The sequence below is a fragment of the Roseibium aestuarii genome, assembly GCF_008477545.1.
Taxonomy (GTDB): Bacteria; Pseudomonadota; Alphaproteobacteria; order Rhizobiales; family Stappiaceae; genus Roseibium; species Roseibium aestuarii.
On the sequence record NZ_VORA01000007.1, the window covers coordinates 1 to 14,339 of the forward strand.

Annotated in this window: 15 protein-coding genes and 1 tRNA gene; 9 read left to right on the top strand and 7 right to left on the bottom strand. The window is 65.1% G+C overall.

The window, feature by feature from the left end:
• Positions 1-74: 74 nt before the first annotated feature.
• The 5 genes from FR728_RS17305 (at position 75) to FR728_RS17325 (ending at position 4,524) form a co-directional block, all read left to right on the top strand.
• Positions 75-151, top strand: a tRNA-Met gene (locus tag FR728_RS17305).
• A gap of 380 nt (positions 152-531) precedes the next feature.
• A complete protein-coding gene (locus tag FR728_RS17310; RefSeq protein ID WP_149894013.1) occupies positions 532-2,325 on the top strand; it encodes a capsular polysaccharide export protein, LipB/KpsS family in 1,794 nt (597 codons plus the stop codon).
• Between the two features lie 155 nt (positions 2,326-2,480).
• The gene (locus tag FR728_RS17315; protein WP_149894014.1) at positions 2,481-3,029 is read left to right on the top strand and encodes a D-sedoheptulose-7-phosphate isomerase; all 549 of its coding nucleotides are present in this window, start codon (positions 2,481-2,483) and stop codon (positions 3,027-3,029) included.
• A 127-nt stretch (positions 3,030-3,156) separates the two neighbouring features.
• Positions 3,157-3,300 (top strand): DUF3563 family protein, encoded by a 144-nt coding sequence (locus FR728_RS17320; protein ID WP_149894144.1) that lies wholly within the window; start codon positions 3,157-3,159, stop codon positions 3,298-3,300.
• 228 nt (positions 3,301-3,528) lie between these two features.
• Complete coding sequence (locus FR728_RS17325) at positions 3,529-4,524, top strand: MDR family oxidoreductase (protein WP_149894015.1); 996 nt, start codon at positions 3,529-3,531, stop codon at positions 4,522-4,524.
• A 93-nt stretch (positions 4,525-4,617) separates the two neighbouring features.
• Here the strand turns inward: FR728_RS17325 and FR728_RS17330 are convergent, their stop codons facing one another.
• Positions 4,618-4,977 (bottom strand): hypothetical protein, encoded by a 360-nt coding sequence (locus FR728_RS17330; RefSeq protein WP_149894016.1) that lies wholly within the window; start codon positions 4,975-4,977, stop codon positions 4,618-4,620.
• A gap of 47 nt (positions 4,978-5,024) precedes the next feature.
• Between FR728_RS17330 and FR728_RS17335 the strand changes: the two genes are divergently transcribed.
• Together FR728_RS17335 and FR728_RS17340 are read left to right on the top strand one after the other, a co-directional pair.
• Complete coding sequence (locus FR728_RS17335) at positions 5,025-5,417, top strand: alpha/beta family hydrolase (protein ID WP_341872946.1); 393 nt, start codon at positions 5,025-5,027, stop codon at positions 5,415-5,417.
• A 71-nt stretch (positions 5,418-5,488) separates the two neighbouring features.
• On the top strand, positions 5,489-6,208 hold the full coding sequence (locus FR728_RS17340; protein WP_149894018.1) for an alpha/beta family hydrolase: 720 nt from the start codon (positions 5,489-5,491) through the stop codon (positions 6,206-6,208).
• A gap of 22 nt (positions 6,209-6,230) precedes the next feature.
• Here FR728_RS17340 and FR728_RS17345 read toward each other — a convergent pair whose 3' ends face one another.
• From FR728_RS17345 to FR728_RS17360, 4 genes are all read right to left on the bottom strand, one after another.
• Positions 6,231-7,244 carry an ATP-grasp domain-containing protein gene (locus FR728_RS17345; protein WP_149894019.1) on the bottom strand — a complete coding sequence of 338 codons (1,014 nt, stop codon included), beginning with the start codon at positions 7,242-7,244 and terminating at the stop codon, positions 6,231-6,233.
• Positions 7,245-7,263: 19 nt separating this feature from the next.
• Entirely contained in the window at positions 7,264-7,947 is a 684-nt protein-coding gene (locus FR728_RS17350) for an outer membrane lipoprotein carrier protein LolA (RefSeq protein WP_208998896.1), read from the bottom strand.
• 80 nt (positions 7,948-8,027) lie between these two features.
• Positions 8,028-10,895: an FtsK/SpoIIIE family DNA translocase gene (locus FR728_RS17355; protein WP_149894020.1), complete on the bottom strand. Its 2,868-nt coding sequence runs from the start codon at positions 10,893-10,895 to the stop codon at positions 8,028-8,030.
• Positions 10,892-12,142 (bottom strand): aminotransferase class I/II-fold pyridoxal phosphate-dependent enzyme, encoded by a 1,251-nt coding sequence (locus FR728_RS17360; protein ID WP_149894021.1) that lies wholly within the window; start codon positions 12,140-12,142, stop codon positions 10,892-10,894. Before FR728_RS17360 ends, FR728_RS17355 begins: the two co-directional genes overlap by 4 nt.
• A 192-nt stretch (positions 12,143-12,334) precedes the next feature.
• Here FR728_RS17360 and FR728_RS17365 point away from each other — a divergent pair, with 192 nt between their 5' ends.
• Positions 12,335-12,988 carry an SGNH/GDSL hydrolase family protein gene (locus tag FR728_RS17365; protein WP_149894022.1) on the top strand — a complete coding sequence of 218 codons (654 nt, stop codon included), beginning with the start codon at positions 12,335-12,337 and terminating at the stop codon, positions 12,986-12,988.
• A gap of 17 nt (positions 12,989-13,005) precedes the next feature.
• Here the strand turns inward: FR728_RS17365 and FR728_RS17370 are convergent, their stop codons facing one another.
• On the bottom strand, positions 13,006-13,356 hold the full coding sequence (locus FR728_RS17370; protein ID WP_149894023.1) for a carboxymuconolactone decarboxylase family protein: 351 nt from the start codon (positions 13,354-13,356) through the stop codon (positions 13,006-13,008).
• Positions 13,357-13,495: 139 nt separating this feature from the next.
• Here FR728_RS17370 and FR728_RS17375 point away from each other — a divergent pair, with 139 nt between their 5' ends.
• A complete protein-coding gene (locus tag FR728_RS17375) occupies positions 13,496-13,855 on the top strand; it encodes an ArsR/SmtB family transcription factor (RefSeq protein ID WP_149894024.1) in 360 nt (119 codons plus the stop codon).
• On the opposite strand, the gene queF is transcribed toward FR728_RS17375, so the two are convergent.
• Complete coding sequence (gene queF / locus FR728_RS17380) at positions 13,837-14,304, bottom strand: preQ(1) synthase (RefSeq protein WP_149894025.1); 468 nt, start codon at positions 14,302-14,304, stop codon at positions 13,837-13,839. The two genes, FR728_RS17375 and queF, sit on opposite strands and share 19 nt — an antisense overlap.
• Between the last annotated feature and the right edge of the window lie 35 nt (positions 14,305-14,339).

The window sequence follows — 14,339 nt, forward strand, 5'->3', positions numbered from 1 at the left end:
AAGGTGTGGGAGAGTAGGTCGCCGCCAGGCCTGCTAAACGCAATCAATTCTCTTCAACAAATCCTCCGACATAACGCGGGATGGAGCAGCCCGGTAGCTCGTCAGGCTCATAACCTGAAGGTCGCAGGTTCAAATCCTGCTCCCGCAACCAATCAAAAATACCCGCCCAAAAGGCGGGTTTTTTGTTTGGTAACGGGATCCAGCCGAGATCCTCACGCCGGCCCCCTCAAGGAGGGCAAAGCCCGACGCAGAAGGGCAAAAATGACAAATCCTGCGACACAAACCAAAATCCATATAGAAGAATACCATCAGCCTCGCCAAAAGCGGGGCTGTCTTGCGTTTCTGGGAAGTAAAAGAGGAAGCGGGTCGGAGCGTTGCGGTATGGGGTGTGCTCTGGTGTGCGTCCGTGTCCTGCGCAGGACTTGTGTGCTTGTCCGGATGCGATAGGCTGAGTGTCCCGCCCTGGCCTGATGCCAGAACCCCTTTCCATGAGGCGCCTTGCGCGAGACGAGTTTGCCCGGACACACAAGCATGAGCACGACGGATGCGGCTGAGGCAGGCGGTGTGCTGATGTGCCTGGACCGGAGGCTGCTGGGCGCGACCCGAAAGCTCGCAGCAAAGATGGCAGCAGCGACGACAGGGGCCCACCCAGGCGCTGCACCGCCGGTGGGTTGGGATGTTGTCCATACAAGGCCTTCGCGGTTGCGGCGGATTCTGCTGCGAGCCGAAAGGTCTGGTCAATCTGTCAGTCTTTTGCTTGGCGTCTCTGATGAGCAGATCAGGCTCGGTGAAGATGCTGCAGAGGCGAGTGCCGGGGCTGCTGAGTGCGGCGTATCCTGTTTGCGCCTGCCGCAGCTTCTGCTGGTCTTGCCCGTTTCTGAGCGGGCAGTCGCCGATAGTGGGGCGGGCCTCGGCGCGTTCTTCAAGGGAATCGTTGCATCGGTCGTCGATGAACCGTTCAGCCTTGCTGAGCAAGCCGATGCGCAGCGGTGGGAGACCCTGTTCGACAGGTTGAAGAGGTGGGGCCGCAGTCTGCGCGTTAGCATCGATTTTTCTGAGCCGGACAAGGGGCTCGATCCCACCACGTTGTCCGACCTCTCCGGCCTCTCCGACCTTCCAACTCTCTCCGGTCAGGCACTTGCCCGGATCATGGTCCGCCACGGCCGTGCCATCTCGCCCTATGACGGGGCAGTACTGGAGGCGCATGAGACGCTGGACATCGCCTGTCTGCTGGAAGCAGCCTACCGGCGCAATGACCGCAAGAGCTTCGTCTTCGGGGCCAAATACTGGAACCATCGTTCCATTGCCGCCAATTTTGCGGGCCCTCGCGGCGCGGCGGTGTTTTGCGACACCCTGGAGCAGGCGGTTTCCGGGGCAGAGGCGTCAGATGGGCAGGTGCTTGTCTGGGCCAGCCAGGCGACGGCGGCGGTCGCGGCGACCTGCGATGCGGTCGGTGTCCCGCTTCTGCGTATCGAGGACGGCTTCATCCGCTCTGTCGGGCTGGGTGCCGGGCTTGCGCCCGGCGCTTCACTCGCCGTGGACCGGAGGGGGATCTACTACGATCCCTCCGCTCGCTGCGACCTGGAGCGTCTGCTCCAGTCGGCACGGGTCACGGAAGAGGACAGGGCGAGAGGGGCGGCCCTGAGGCAGCAATTGGTCGCGAGCCGGGTGACGAAATACAATCAGGGACGCCGGCAGGCCTATCGCTTTCCTGAGGGCCGGGAGATCGTTCTCGTTCCGGGGCAGGTTGCCGATGACGCGGCCATCCGCAAGTCGCGCTCGGCGACGATTGCCTGTGCCACCACCCCCAACGTCAATCTCGATCTGCTGCGGGCTGCGCGCGCCAAGGCGCCGGATGCCTTCATCGTCTTCAAGCCCCATCCGGATGTGGAAAGTCGCCTGCGCAAGGGCAAGCTCTCCGCTCGGAAGCTCTCGGGGCTGGCGGATTTTGTCGCCCGTGATGCGGATATCCTCTCTCTCATCGAGGCCTGCGACCGGGTGGAGACCTTCTCGTCTCTGGCTGGGTTCGAGGCGCTGATCCGGGGGCGGCCGGTCACCGTGCACGGGACGCCATTCTATGCGGGTTGGGGGCTGACGACGGACCTGACACCGACGCCCGAGCGCACGAGGGTCCGGTCGGTGGATGAGCTGCTCTTTCTTGCACTTGTCGTCTACACGCGCTGCGTCGACCCGGTCAGCCTTCTGCCGTGCAGTCCGGAGTTCCTGATTGAGCGTCTGTCGGCTCAGAGAGCCAGCTTCCGCCACAGGCTCGTTGCGCGGGCTCGGCGCGAAATCTCCTGGCTGGGGCGGAAGCTCGGGTTGTGAGCCACGGGCAGGGGGCATTTCCCGGCTTGCGTCGCGTGCCGTAACGAGATCTTCTGGGGCGAGGGACCGGGCCAGCAGGCCCGGGCATGCGGGAGGGAGATTTGCACCAGGAGCTTGAGGAACGGATTGCGTCGGAGCTTCGGCAGAGACGCCGGATGGTCGAGGCGCTGGAGGCGGAGCCTGCCTTGCGCGGCAGGATGTCAGAAGTCGTGCAGGTGCTCTGCGCGGCGCTTCGGGGCGGTGGAAAGCTTCTTCTGGCGGGAAACGGGGGGAGCTCCGCCGAAGCTCAGCACATGGCCGCCGAATATGTCGGACGTTTCCTCGCGGATCGTCCCGGATTGCCCGCCATCGCCCTGACCACTGACAGCTCGATCCTGACAGCCCTGGGCAACGACTACGGCTTCGAGACGGTGTTCTCCCGGCAGGTGGAAACGCTTGGGAAACCGGGCGATGTCCTGATGGTCTATTCCACCTCGGGGCGTTCTCCGAACATCCTCAAGGCCGTTGGCCGAGCCAAGGCGCTGGGGATGACCGTGATCGGGTTCACCGGAGAGGGCGGGCAGACACTTGCCGAGGCTTGCGATCTCTGTCTCGTGGCGCCGACCCAGCATACGCCGCATATCCAGGAACTGCATCTCATGATGGGTCATATGATTTGCGGCCTGGTGGAAGCCTGTCTCTTTGCCGGAGCTGAGGAGGGCTGACGATTGCGGGCAGCGGGACGGGAACCCATGCAACGGCTGCAGGGCTGATATCGCAATTGCACAATTGTTCTTGTTGCGGCGCACCATTACGTTAGGTCCATCAAGAATGACCGAAGAGGGCAACACCATGTTTCAGCAGCTCAAGCGCCTGCGCAGCGCCTTCCATATCCCGACCGAACAGGAGCGCGTGGCGGCCTATCTCAATCAGGCAACCGATCGCTTCGATCTGGAATACCGCATGCGTCAGGTCGACCGCGGCTCCTTCCGGTAAGCCGTCACACGCATCTTAAAGACCTCGCCGCAGACCTCCCGAATGGTGAGGCGCGGGTCCTCCCAAAGAAGCCGTTCTGGTGCGCCAGAACGGCTTCTTTGCGTTTGGGCCAGCGTCGGTGGTGTGCGCGTGGCAAAGTCCGACCAAAGGAGCAGGCCGTGCCTCTGGAACCTGAGCTCAAGCGCACTAGGATGTGAGCATGGTGCCGCAAGACGTTGGGAGGATCTGATGGGATTTCGCGCGGTTGTCGTCGACAAGCTGGAAGATGGCTCGACCCGGGCCCGGGTGCGGACGCTGGAGGAGGCGAGCCTCCCGGAGGGGGATGTCACCGTCCGCGTCGAATATTCGAACCTCAATTACAAGGACGGCCTGTGTCTGACCTCCGGCGGGGGGCTGGTGAAGACCTATCCTCATGTGCCGGGGATCGATTTTGCCGGAACCGTGGAGCAGTCGAGCGACCCGCGCTATCAGCCGGGTGACCGGGTCGTGCTCACCGGTTGGCGGGTGGGCGAAATCCGCTGGGGCGGCTATGCGGAAACCGCGCGGGTCATGGCCGACTGGCTGGTGAAACTGCCCGAGGGACTGAGCACTCGTGAGGCCATGGCCATCGGGACGGCGGGCTTCACCGCCATGCTTGCGATTCAGGCGCTTGAAGACCACGGTCTCGCGCCCGGACACGGACCTGTCCTGGTCACGGGGGCTGCGGGTGGGGTGGGCTCGGTCGCAACCGCCATTCTGGCTCATCTGGGTCACGAGGTGGCGGCGGTGACCGGTCGGCCGGACACGGAAGCCTATCTGCGGGGCCTGGGGGCACGCCGCATCGTGGCGCGCGAGGAGCTGGCGGAAACCGTCAAGCGGCCGCTGGAAAGCGAGACCTGGGCGGGCTGCGTGGATGCGGTGGGGGGCGCGATGCTGGCCCGAGTGCTCGGCCAGATGAAATATGGCGCGTCGGTTGCGGCGGTCGGTCTGGCTGGCGGGGCGGGCTTGCCTGCCTCGGTGGTGCCCTTCCTTCTGCGCGGGGTCAATCTTCTGGGAATCGACAGCGTGCTGAAGCCCCATGCGGACCGGGTGCGCGCCTGGGACCGCCTCGCGCGGGACCTGCCGAAGGCGACCCTGGAAGCCATGATCCAGCCCGCAACGCTTTCCGAGCTTCCAGAGCTCGGAGCGGCCATCCTGAAAGGTCAGGTGAAGGGACGCGTGGTGGTTGACGTGCGCGCGGAATAGGCGCAGAGAGTGGCCCGAGATAAAGGTCAAGCCATTGACCTTTAACAGCTTTCGGTTGCCACCCTCATGGAAGAAACTTGCCGCAGCGGCGGTTCAGCGCTCAGCGTCCTGCATGCCTGTCCGGGCAGCCGCCGGTTGATCATCGTCGCACATCGCCAGTCCCGGCGGGAACTCCCAGATGTTCTCGCCGGACTTCTGGGAGATCTGGCCGTGGCGGGCCATGAGATCCTTCTCTTCCAGCCGGACCGGGTGCGGCCCGTGCCGCTGGCTTTGCGGTTGAAAATGCACCTGCGCAAGGCCCTGCATCTCCCCATCAAGCTGGTGGCGCCGAAATTTCCGGGCCCTCTCGATCTGGTGAGCCGCGACGCGCTGGACGTCCAGCGCAATGCCCGCGAGCTGCGGAAGGCCGTGCTTCGCATTCGTGGCGACCGGGAGGTCATTCTCTTCGGCCATTCCCGCGGGGCGCGCATCGTTTCGCGGGGCCGGCCTTTTCCCGGCGCCTGGCGGGGCTCATGGGCTTCGGCTATCCCTTTCAGAATCCGGAGAACGGCCCGCAGATCAGCCGGACGCGGCATTTGCCGAAGATGACCGTTCCTTCCGTTCTGGTGCAGGGCTGCCGGGATGTCTATGGCCCCGCCGGCGAGGTCTCCACGCGCTATGCGCTTGCCCGGACCATGCGGCTTGTCCCGGTGGCAACCACCCATGACTTCGAAGAGCTCGAGCCTGCGGAGCTGGAGTGGGTGCGCATGTTGCTGCTCGGGCTCTTCACGCAACCTATGCAACCCGCTGGTCCGCCGCTGGTGCAGGACTTCGTGTCCGAGGATGCCGCTCAACCCAGGCCAGCCGGGTCGCAGGCCTGGGATGATGATCGAGAGGCCCTTGACGTCGCTTGAGCCACGTCGCAGAGATGGGGCTGAAATTCTGGTTCAAGTCTTTGCTTTAATAATTGTTTTGGTGATCGTTCATGGAAGAGGTCTGCCGTTCGGGTGGCTCGTCGCTGGTGCGGCTTCATGGGGGCGCTGACAGCACACGGGTGCTTGTGATCGCCAGTCGCATGTCGGCGCAGGTTCTTCCCGGTTTTGTCCAAGAAGAGGTGGAGCGTCTTGCGGGTCTCGGGGTGGAGGTCCTGCAGTTTCATCCGGACGCGGTGCGCCCGGTGCCGAAACCCTTGCGTCGTGCCCGCTGGTGGCGGCGGCGGCTTCATTCGATCTTGCGGCGGATCTGCCCGTCCTATCCCGGGGTTCTGGATCTGATCAGTCCGGAGCATCAGGACGTGCGGCGCAATGCGCGCGAGCTGCGCCGGATGTGTCGTCAAATCCGGCGGGGTCGTGAGGTGGCGCTGCTTGGTCACTCGCGCGGGGCGCGGATCGCGACGCTTGTCCCGACCTTTGAGGGGCTCAAGGGTGTCGCGTGTTTCGGTTATCCGTTTCAGCACCCTCTCAACGGACCCCAATGCAGCCGCACGCGCCATCTGGCATTCCTCAGGGTACCCTGTCTCGTGTTCCAGGGGTCACGGGACGAATACGGATGCGCAGAGGATGCGGCCTCGCGCTACCGGCTGAGCAAGCGGGTGGCGCTGGTGGGCCTGACGACAGGGCACGGTTTTGATCGGGTCTCCGGGGAGGAGCAGAAGATCGTCCGGAACCGGCTCGAGGAAATGTTGGGACTCGTCCCGATTTCCTGAAGTCGGATGCGAGATGTGCTCGTCAGGGCGACCCGAGGTCCCTCAGGATCGCGGTGAACACGCTCTCGTAGATTTCTTTCACCATGGCCGCCGCGGTTTCGTCCTGACGGTGCAGCTCTGCCAGTCCGGGGGCTCCGTTGACCTCGAGCAGATGGAAGGCAGCCTGCGGATCGCCGGGATCCGCTGCGATCATGTCTACGGCGAAATAGCGCAGGCCCAGCACCCGGCCGGCGCTGAGGGCTGCCTCTTGCAGCGGAATGGCGATCTGGTCGAGGGGCCGGAAGCTGGCGTGCCCACCACGCGACAGGTTGGCCATGGGCAGGACGGGGACGAGCTCGCCGGCGAGGGGCACATGATCCGGGCGAAGACCGGCCGCGCTCAGGTGCCGTTCCATGTCGGCGCGATCTGCGTCTTCGACCGCATGCAGCCGGATCAGGGTGGCCAGACTGCTCTCCCCGTCACCGGTCACGGTCGCCGGGCGGCGGATCAGGGCGCAGAGGATGCGCTCATCGAGGCACAGAAGGCGGAGGTCGTGACCCTCGACAGCCTTCTGGACCATCAGCGTCCTGTGGTGTTCGGACAGGCGGGCGAGGGCAAGGGTCAGCGCGGTCTCCGAGCCGATGCATTCCACATCCTGGCCGCCGCTGCCGGTGTTGGGCTTCACATAAACCGGAAACCCGATGCCGCGTGCGAAGGCCCTTGCCTCGTCGAAGCCTTGCCAGAGGGTGGACTGGTACTCCGGGCGGGTGCGGGAGAGATGCTGCCGATAGGCGGTGGCCAGCACGAGATGATGGGCGGGAACGGGCAGGCCCGCATCGCTCAGGAACTCGGCCGCATAGGCCTTGTCGCGGGCCAGTTCGCAGGCCCCTTGCGGGTTCAGGTCAAAGCGGGTGCCGACGAAGGCATGGCGGCGGCCGGTCGGGCCCTCGATGATGCCGGCCTGGCCGAGGCCGCTGACAAGATGAAGCCGCAGCCCGTGGCGCGCGCAGAACCCGCTCAGAAGCCTGGCGACGAGGGAGAGCGGCTGGTCTCTCACGGACGTGCCGCTCCCGGGATCACTGCGGACCCTTGCGGTCGTTCTCGCGGTAATCGATCTTGAACCAGGACGGGTCCGTCGGACCGTTCTGCTTCACGTTGTAGATCGCGACGGTGGTGTCATAGCCCTGGGCGTCCTTCACGGTCCACTGCTTCAGCTCGTAGGAATTGGCGTCGAAGATCAGGGTCAGGATGCCGGAGTTGAAGGTCGTGGTGTCGGAGATCGTCACGGTGATCAGGTCCGGCTCCACGGTGACGCCGGTCACCTTGGTGTCGCGGCGCAGATCCAGGTCGTCGGACAGGAGGAAGCGCAGGGGCGTCTGGCTCAGCGGCCAGATGTCCTGGGTGGCGAGCTTGCGGTCGCGCACCGAAACGGACTTTCCGTCGGCGATGATGTCGAGAGGGGAGGGGGCGGCGTAGTGGAACCGCACCTTGCCCGGACGCGCCATGAAGAACTTGCCTTCCGCCTGGCTGCCATCGGGGCCGAACTGGATGAAGTCCCCGTCCAGGGTCTTGATCGAGTTGAAGTACTTGTTGACGCTGCCGAGGGTCTCCGCCTCTTCCATGGTCAGGGCGACGGTCTCGGCGCGAACGGGCGCCGGCGCGCCGGTGAGGGTCAGGCCCGCGAGGGTCATGGCAAGGGCGAGGGAACCCGCCGTCCAGGTCGATTTCAGGAAGGTCATCGGCTTGGTCTTGTTCCGCATGGATGCGTTCCGCTCCGGTTTGGCGCTCAACATGTCGTTCTGCCTAGGCGCTGCTTGTGGCAAAGCTTTGACGACGGCCCTCACAGGTCGTCGTCATTGCCGTTCTGCACGAGGATCTCGCGCTTGCCCGCATGGTTCGCGCTGCTGATCAGGCCTTCCCGCTCCATCCGCTCGATGAGCGAAGCGGCGCGGTTGTAGCCGATCGACAGGCGACGCTGCACATAGGAGGTCGAGGCCTTCTTGTCTCTCAGGACTATGGCAACGGCCCGATAGTAGAGATCGTTCCCGTCGTCGCCATCGCCGCCGCCCATGCCGCCCTCGTCATAGGGGCTGTCCCCGCCTTCATCCTCTTCGGTCACGGCCTCCAGATACTGCGGCGTGCCCTGGACCTTCAGGTGCGAGACGATGTCCTCGACCTCGCCGTCGGAGACGAAGGGACCGTGGACACGCTGGGTGCGGCCGCCGCCGGCCATGTAGAGCATGTCGCCCATGCCGAGCAGCTGTTCGGCGCCCATTTCGCCCAGGATGGTGCGGCTGTCGATCTTCGACGTCACCTGGAAGGAGATGCGGGTCGGGAAGTTGGCCTTGATCGTACCGGTGATCACGTCCACCGACGGACGCTGGGTCGCCATGATGATGTGGATGCCGGCGGCACGGGCCATCTGGGCCAGACGCTGGATGGCGCCTTCGATGTCCTTGCCGGCCACCATCATCAGGTCGGCCATCTCGTCGACGATGACGACGATGAAGGGCATCTTTTCCAGCGGCATTTCCTCTTCCTCGTAGACCGGCTGGCCGGTCTCGCGGTCGAAGCCGGTCTGGACGGTGCGGGAGAAGCTCTCGCCCTTCTCGATCGCCTGCTTGATGCGGGTGTTGTAGCCGTCGATGTTGCGCACGCCCATCTTCGACATCTTCTTGTAGCGCTCTTCCATCTCGCGGACGGTCCACTTGAGCGCCACCACAGCCTTCTTCGGGTCGGTCACGACCGGGGTCAGCAGGTGGGGAATGCCGTCATAGATGGAGAGTTCGAGCATCTTCGGGTCGATCATGATCATCTTGCACTCGTCCGGGGTGAGCCGGTAGAGCAGCGACAGGATCATGGTGTTGATCGACACGGACTTGCCCGAGCCGGTGGTGCCGGCGACCAGCAGGTGCGGCATGCGGGCCAGATCGGCCACGACGCTTTCGCCGTTGATCGTCTTGCCGAGCGCCAGCGCCAGCTTGGCCTTGGACTTCTCGAAGTCCTGGGCGGCCAGAAGCTCGCGCAGATACACCGTCTCGCGGCGGGCGTTGGGCAGTTCGATGCCGATAGCGTTCTTGCCCGGGATCACGGCCACGCGGGCGGAGATTGCGCTCATGGAACGGGCGATGTCGTCGGCCAGACCGATGACGCGGGAAGACTTGATGCCGGGTGCGGGCTCCAGTTCATAGAGCGTCACGACCGGACCGGGGCGCACTTCGATGATCTCGCCGCGCACGCCGAAGTCTTCCAGAACCCCTTCCAGAATGCGGGCATTCTGTTCCAGGGCGTCGGCGGAAAGGCCCGGGGTCTTGCCGGCCACCTTCGGTTCTTCCAACAGCCGCAGCGGCGGCAGCTCGTAGTCTTCCGGCGCACCGAGCAGGGACGGCTGGCTTTCTTCCTGAACGCGCTTGCCTTCCTTCGGCCGCGGGGCCTGAGGAATGACACGGCCGTTCTGGGGCTGACCCAGATGAGCTGCCGGGCCGGCGCTCGGGGCCGCGATGCCGATGGGCTGGCGCGGCTGGTTCGGAACCCGTCCCTTGGAGCTCATCAGCTCGTCGGGCGCGAATTCCTGTCCGTCCTCGTCCCACTCGTCCGCATCGGCGTCCGCATAGGCATCGGTCTCGAAGGGCGGCTCGTCGTCGCCAAAGGGGACCTCGTCTTCATGCGGGGCCGCGATCGGGGCGGCCGCAGGGCGCGCCCGGGTGCGGGTGGCGGGAACGGAGGCCGGCGAGGGGCGGCGGCCCTGATCGACGAAATCGGACAGGCCGTCGTCATCCTCGGGCATGAGCTTGCGGGCAAGGGTCTTGCGGAAGCTCTGGAGCGCGGAGGCGTGGCGCTCGTCTTCCAGTTCGTAGGCGTCGTCGTCCTCGTCCCACTCGTCGTCGCGGGACTTGCGGCCGCCGAGGCCGGTGACCCGGCGCAGGGTCGACAGACCCATGAGGGACCAGTGGGCCGCCAGACCGAGGCCGGCGCTCGCCAGGAGTGCCAGACGGGACTCGCTTTCCTCGTCATCGTCGCCCAGATCGTCGTCAAGAGTGTAGCCGTGTCCGGAGGGACGCATCCGGGTGCCGGCCTTGGCGCTGGCCAGTTCCACTTCGTCGGACCGGTCGGCACGTCCGAAGACACCGGTGGCGACCACAAGGCAGAAGATTGCGGGCAGGCCGAGGCCCAGCGCGCCGAGGATGGTCGCAGCCCCTTCGGTCAGGTTGCCGGTCAGGAGCGCCGGGACCGTGTGGATGCCGTCGCCCATGAAGCCGCCGAGCCCGGTGGGCAGGGGCCAGCTTTCGGGAACCGGCAGGGCGGCGAGCGCGCCGGAGGCGAGCAGCGTGCCGGCGATCCAGTAGCCCAGGCGCTTGCGGCGCAGGTTCAGGCTGTGGCCGGACAGCAGACGCCAGCCCCAGAAGACGACGGGGACCAGGAAGACGGAGGTGGCCAGGCCGACGGACTGCATCAACACGTCGGCGATGGCAGCACCGGGCCAGCCCAGGGCGTTGCGGGCCGCTTCGTCGGTTGCGTGGTTGAAGCTCGGATCCTCCACGGACCAGGTGGCAAGGCTCGCGGCGAGTGCTGCCGCCAGCGCGATCACGCTCAGACCGCAGAGACCCACCAGATTGCGCTTGAGGAAGCGCTTCAGGGGGCTCTGGGTATCGAGCAGATCGACGGTGGTGCGGCGGTTGCCGTCGTTTGCGACCGAAGCTCGTCTCATGCACGCTCTCCCAGCCAAGTGGCCAGACGGGTCAGGGCCGTCCGGGTGGTCTCCTTCGGGGCACAGAGCCCGATGCGAATGTAGTTTCGGCCCGGGTTGGTGCCGTCCGCCTGGGTGGAGGCGAGATACGCACCGGGCAGCACCTTCACGCCCGTGTCTGCCCAAAGCGAGCTAGCCACCTCTTCAGACGATCCCCAGCGGGACGTGTCGAGCCAGAGGAAAAAGCCGGCCTCCGGGGTCACCGCTCCGAGGATCGGGCCGAGCAGCTCTTCCGCAATGGCGTATTTCTCGTTGTAGAGGCGGCGGTTTTCCTCGACATGCGCCTCGTCCCGATAGGCGTGGGCGGCAACCGCCTGATGCGGCATGGGAACCTGAGGGGCGGCAAGCCCGCGGAACTTGACCCATTTCGACAGGAACGCCGGATCGCCGGCGGCAAAGCCGCAGCGCAGACCGGCAAGGTTCGAGCGCTTGGACAGGGAGTTGAGCACGACGATCCGGTCGAAGACCGTGGCCGGGTCCACGTTGCCCGTGCGTTCGGCGAGGGCCTTTGCGGCTTCCAGCGCACCGGCGGGCGGGGTCTCGCGGTAGATCTCCGAATAGCACTCGTCGGCGAAGAGCATGAAGTTGTGCTTGCGGGCCAGAAGGATCAGCTGGGTCCAGTAGTCGAGGCTCGCCACATGGCCTTCCGGATTGGTGGGCGAGGCCACATAGAAGGCGACGGCCTGGTCGAGCAGTGCGGGGTCCAGATCTTCCAGACGGGGCAGGAAATTGTCCTCAGCCCTCGCGTCGAGGAGCACGGCCTGGGCATCGGCGATGTGCGCGGCGGCCGCATAGGTCTGATAGAACGGGTTGGGCAGCAGGACGACCGGAGCGGCTTCGTCCGGCTTGAGCTGGTCGCGGGCGGCAATGGCGCCGAAGGACAGGCCTTCGCGCGAGCCGTTCAGGGGCAGGATGCCGTTCTCGCGGTCAACCAGTCCGGTCAGGTCGTAACGGCGCTCGAGCCAGTCGGCGACGGCAGCGCGGAAGTCCGGGGTGCCGTTGATCGGCGGATAGCGGCGGAAATCGGCAATATTCGCGGCGAGGATCTCCTTCACGAAACCGGGCAGGTCGTGCTGGGGCTCGCCGATGGTCATGATGATCGGAGCCTGCGCCGGGGTGATGCCGTCGAGCAGGCTTGCGAGGCGCTGGAAGGGGTTGGAGCTCGGCAGAGCGGCGCCGCGCTTGTAGTCCGTGGAAAGGCCAGTCATGAAAGTCCCGGGTACTCGATACGCGTGGGTAGACGCAGATTGGCCACCACAGTAGCGCGGCCTTGGTAAAGCGCCTGTTAACCAAGGGTCTTTCCCGTTTCCGGCTTTTCCGCAGCGCTGGGCGGGAAAAGAGCTTTTCGCACAGGCTCTTTCGGCCTAAGGGTCGGGTCTGGCCTCGAAAGGGAGAGCGAGATGCGCGATGAAAAAGAACCGGTGACCGTGGTCTGTTTCGGCGACAGCCTCACCTGGGGATTCAATCCGGTGGACCGGAGCCGCTACGGGCATCAGGTGCGCTGGACCCGGCTTTTGCAGAAGGAGCTCGGCGCGGCATTTCACGTGGTCGAGGAGGGGCTCAACAGCCGGACAACGGTCTTCGAGGATCCGGTCATGGGCGACAAGAACGGGCTGGCGCATCTGGCGACGGTGCTGCAGAGCCACAAGCCCATCGATATTCTGGTGATCATGCTGGGGACCAACAATCTTAAGCGCCGCTTCAACATGTCGGCGACGGAGATCGGCCTTTCCATGGAGCGGCTGATTGCGCTGGCGACGCGCAGCGATGCCGGACCGGACGGCGCGGCGCCCAAGGTCCTGCTGATGGCGCCGCCGCCGGCGAATGACTTCACCGGCACAGGCTTCGAAGACCAGTTCCTGGGCGAGACGACCCGCGAGATCTCGCGTCGCCTCGCGCCTGTCTATGCGCAGATCGCAGCCGCCTATGGCACGGGTTTCCTCGACACCGGCCGCCATGTGGCCACCAGCGCCGTGGATGCGATCCATCTGGACCCGGACACCCAGCCGGTGCTGGCGCGTGTGGTGGCGGCCGAAGTGCTCAAGCTGGTCTGAGAGGCCAGACGCTTCGCTCAGTCCTGGCCTTCGGTAAACTGATCGTAGGCGCGCAGAGCGTCGGCGGCATACATCAGCGAGGGGCCGCCACCCATGTAGACGCAAAGCGACAGGGCTTCCGCCAGTTCCTCGCGGGTGGTGCCGAGCTGGATCAGCGCCTTGACGTGAAAGCCGATGCAGCCGTCGCAACGCTGGCTGATGCCGATCGCCAGGGCCATGAGTTCCTTTGTCTTCTTCGACAGGGCGCCGTCGGCGGTGGCTGCCTTGGCCATGGAATAGAAGCCGGTAATGGCCTCAGGCTGTGCCTTGCGCAGTTCGCCGGTGTAGGCGCCGATATCCTTGATGATCTGCTGATAGTCCTTGGTCATCTGGACCCCCTCTTCATTTCATGTTTTTATCATATGAGGAAAATCTGAAATGAAAAGCGGGGGCCTGCGGGATCGGCCGCGACGTGCTGCCGCATCCGGGGCGGGCCCGGCCCCCCCTCCTGTGCAACAAGGATCCGAGATGAGCGAGACAGACGGAAAGACGCCGGAACCCGGCGAGCTGACCCTTCATGCGGATGCGGCGGCCCGGTTTCTCAAGGGGCTGGCGAACCCGCAACGTCTGATGATCCTTTGCCGGCTTATCGAAGGAGAGATGAACGTGGGCGAGCTGGTGGCCGCGACGGGAATTTCCCAGACGTCCATGTCCCAGCATCTGGCCCGCCTCAAGGAAGAGGGCATCGTTTCGGCCCGGCGCGAGCATCGGGTGCTCTTCTACCGGATCAGCCATGATGGCGCGTCCGCCATCATGGATCTCTTGCACCGGACCTTTTGCGAAGTCCCGCCCGTGGAGGCTTCGGGCGGTCAGCCGCGCCCGCGGTAATTCGGCACGTTCTGTTCCGGAATCCAGACCTCAGCCGGTTGGGGGCCGGTCTGCCAGAAAACGTCGATCGGAATGCCGCCGCGCGGATACCAGTAGCCGCCGATGCGCAACCAGGTGGGCTCCAGCAGATCCGCCAGCCGCTTGCCGATGGACACGGTGCAATCCTCGTGGAAGGCGCCGTGGTTGCGGAAGGAGCCGAGGAACAGCTTCAGGGACTTGCTTTCCACCAGCCACTCGCCGGGCACATAGTCGATCATCAGATGGGCGAAGTCGGGCGCTCCGGTGATCGGGCAAAGCGAGGTGAATTCCGGTGCCGTGAAGCGCACCAGATAGCCGGTTCCGGCCTGCGGATTGGGAACCCGTTCCAGGATCGCTTCTCCCGGCGACTGGGGCAGGGCAGTGCTGGCGCCCAGCTGGGTCAGGTTTTCGTAGATGCTCTTGTCGGACATGATGTGGTGTCTCCGGTCAGGGCGTGAGGCGCGCG

Excerpts from the sequence above, each read along its gene's own strand:
- FR728_RS17310 (WP_149894013.1), top strand. The coding sequence starts at position 532 with ATGAGCACGACGGATGCGGCTGAGGCAGGCGGTGTGCTGATGTGCCTG.
- FR728_RS17315 (WP_149894014.1), top strand. The coding sequence starts at position 2,481 with ATGGTCGAGGCGCTGGAGGCGGAGCCTGCCTTGCGCGGCAGGATGTCA.
- FR728_RS17320 (WP_149894144.1), top strand. The coding sequence starts at position 3,157 with ATGTTTCAGCAGCTCAAGCGCCTGCGCAGCGCCTTCCATATCCCGACC.
- FR728_RS17325 (WP_149894015.1), top strand. The coding sequence starts at position 3,529 with ATGGGATTTCGCGCGGTTGTCGTCGACAAGCTGGAAGATGGCTCGACC.
- FR728_RS17330 (WP_149894016.1), bottom strand. The coding sequence starts at position 4,977 with ATGGCCGAAGAGAATGACCTCCCGGTCGCCACGAATGCGAAGCACGGC.
- FR728_RS17340 (WP_149894018.1), top strand. The coding sequence starts at position 5,489 with ATGGAAGAGGTCTGCCGTTCGGGTGGCTCGTCGCTGGTGCGGCTTCAT.
- FR728_RS17350 (WP_208998896.1), bottom strand. The coding sequence starts at position 7,947 with ATGCGGAACAAGACCAAGCCGATGACCTTCCTGAAATCGACCTGGACG.
- FR728_RS17355 (WP_149894020.1), bottom strand. The coding sequence starts at position 10,895 with ATGAGACGAGCTTCGGTCGCAAACGACGGCAACCGCCGCACCACCGTC.
- FR728_RS17360 (WP_149894021.1), bottom strand. The coding sequence starts at position 12,142 with ATGACTGGCCTTTCCACGGACTACAAGCGCGGCGCCGCTCTGCCGAGC.
- FR728_RS17365 (WP_149894022.1), top strand. The coding sequence starts at position 12,335 with ATGCGCGATGAAAAAGAACCGGTGACCGTGGTCTGTTTCGGCGACAGC.
- FR728_RS17370 (WP_149894023.1), bottom strand. The coding sequence starts at position 13,356 with ATGACCAAGGACTATCAGCAGATCATCAAGGATATCGGCGCCTACACC.
- FR728_RS17375 (WP_149894024.1), top strand. The coding sequence starts at position 13,496 with ATGAGCGAGACAGACGGAAAGACGCCGGAACCCGGCGAGCTGACCCTT.
- queF (WP_149894025.1), bottom strand. The coding sequence starts at position 14,304 with ATGTCCGACAAGAGCATCTACGAAAACCTGACCCAGCTGGGCGCCAGC.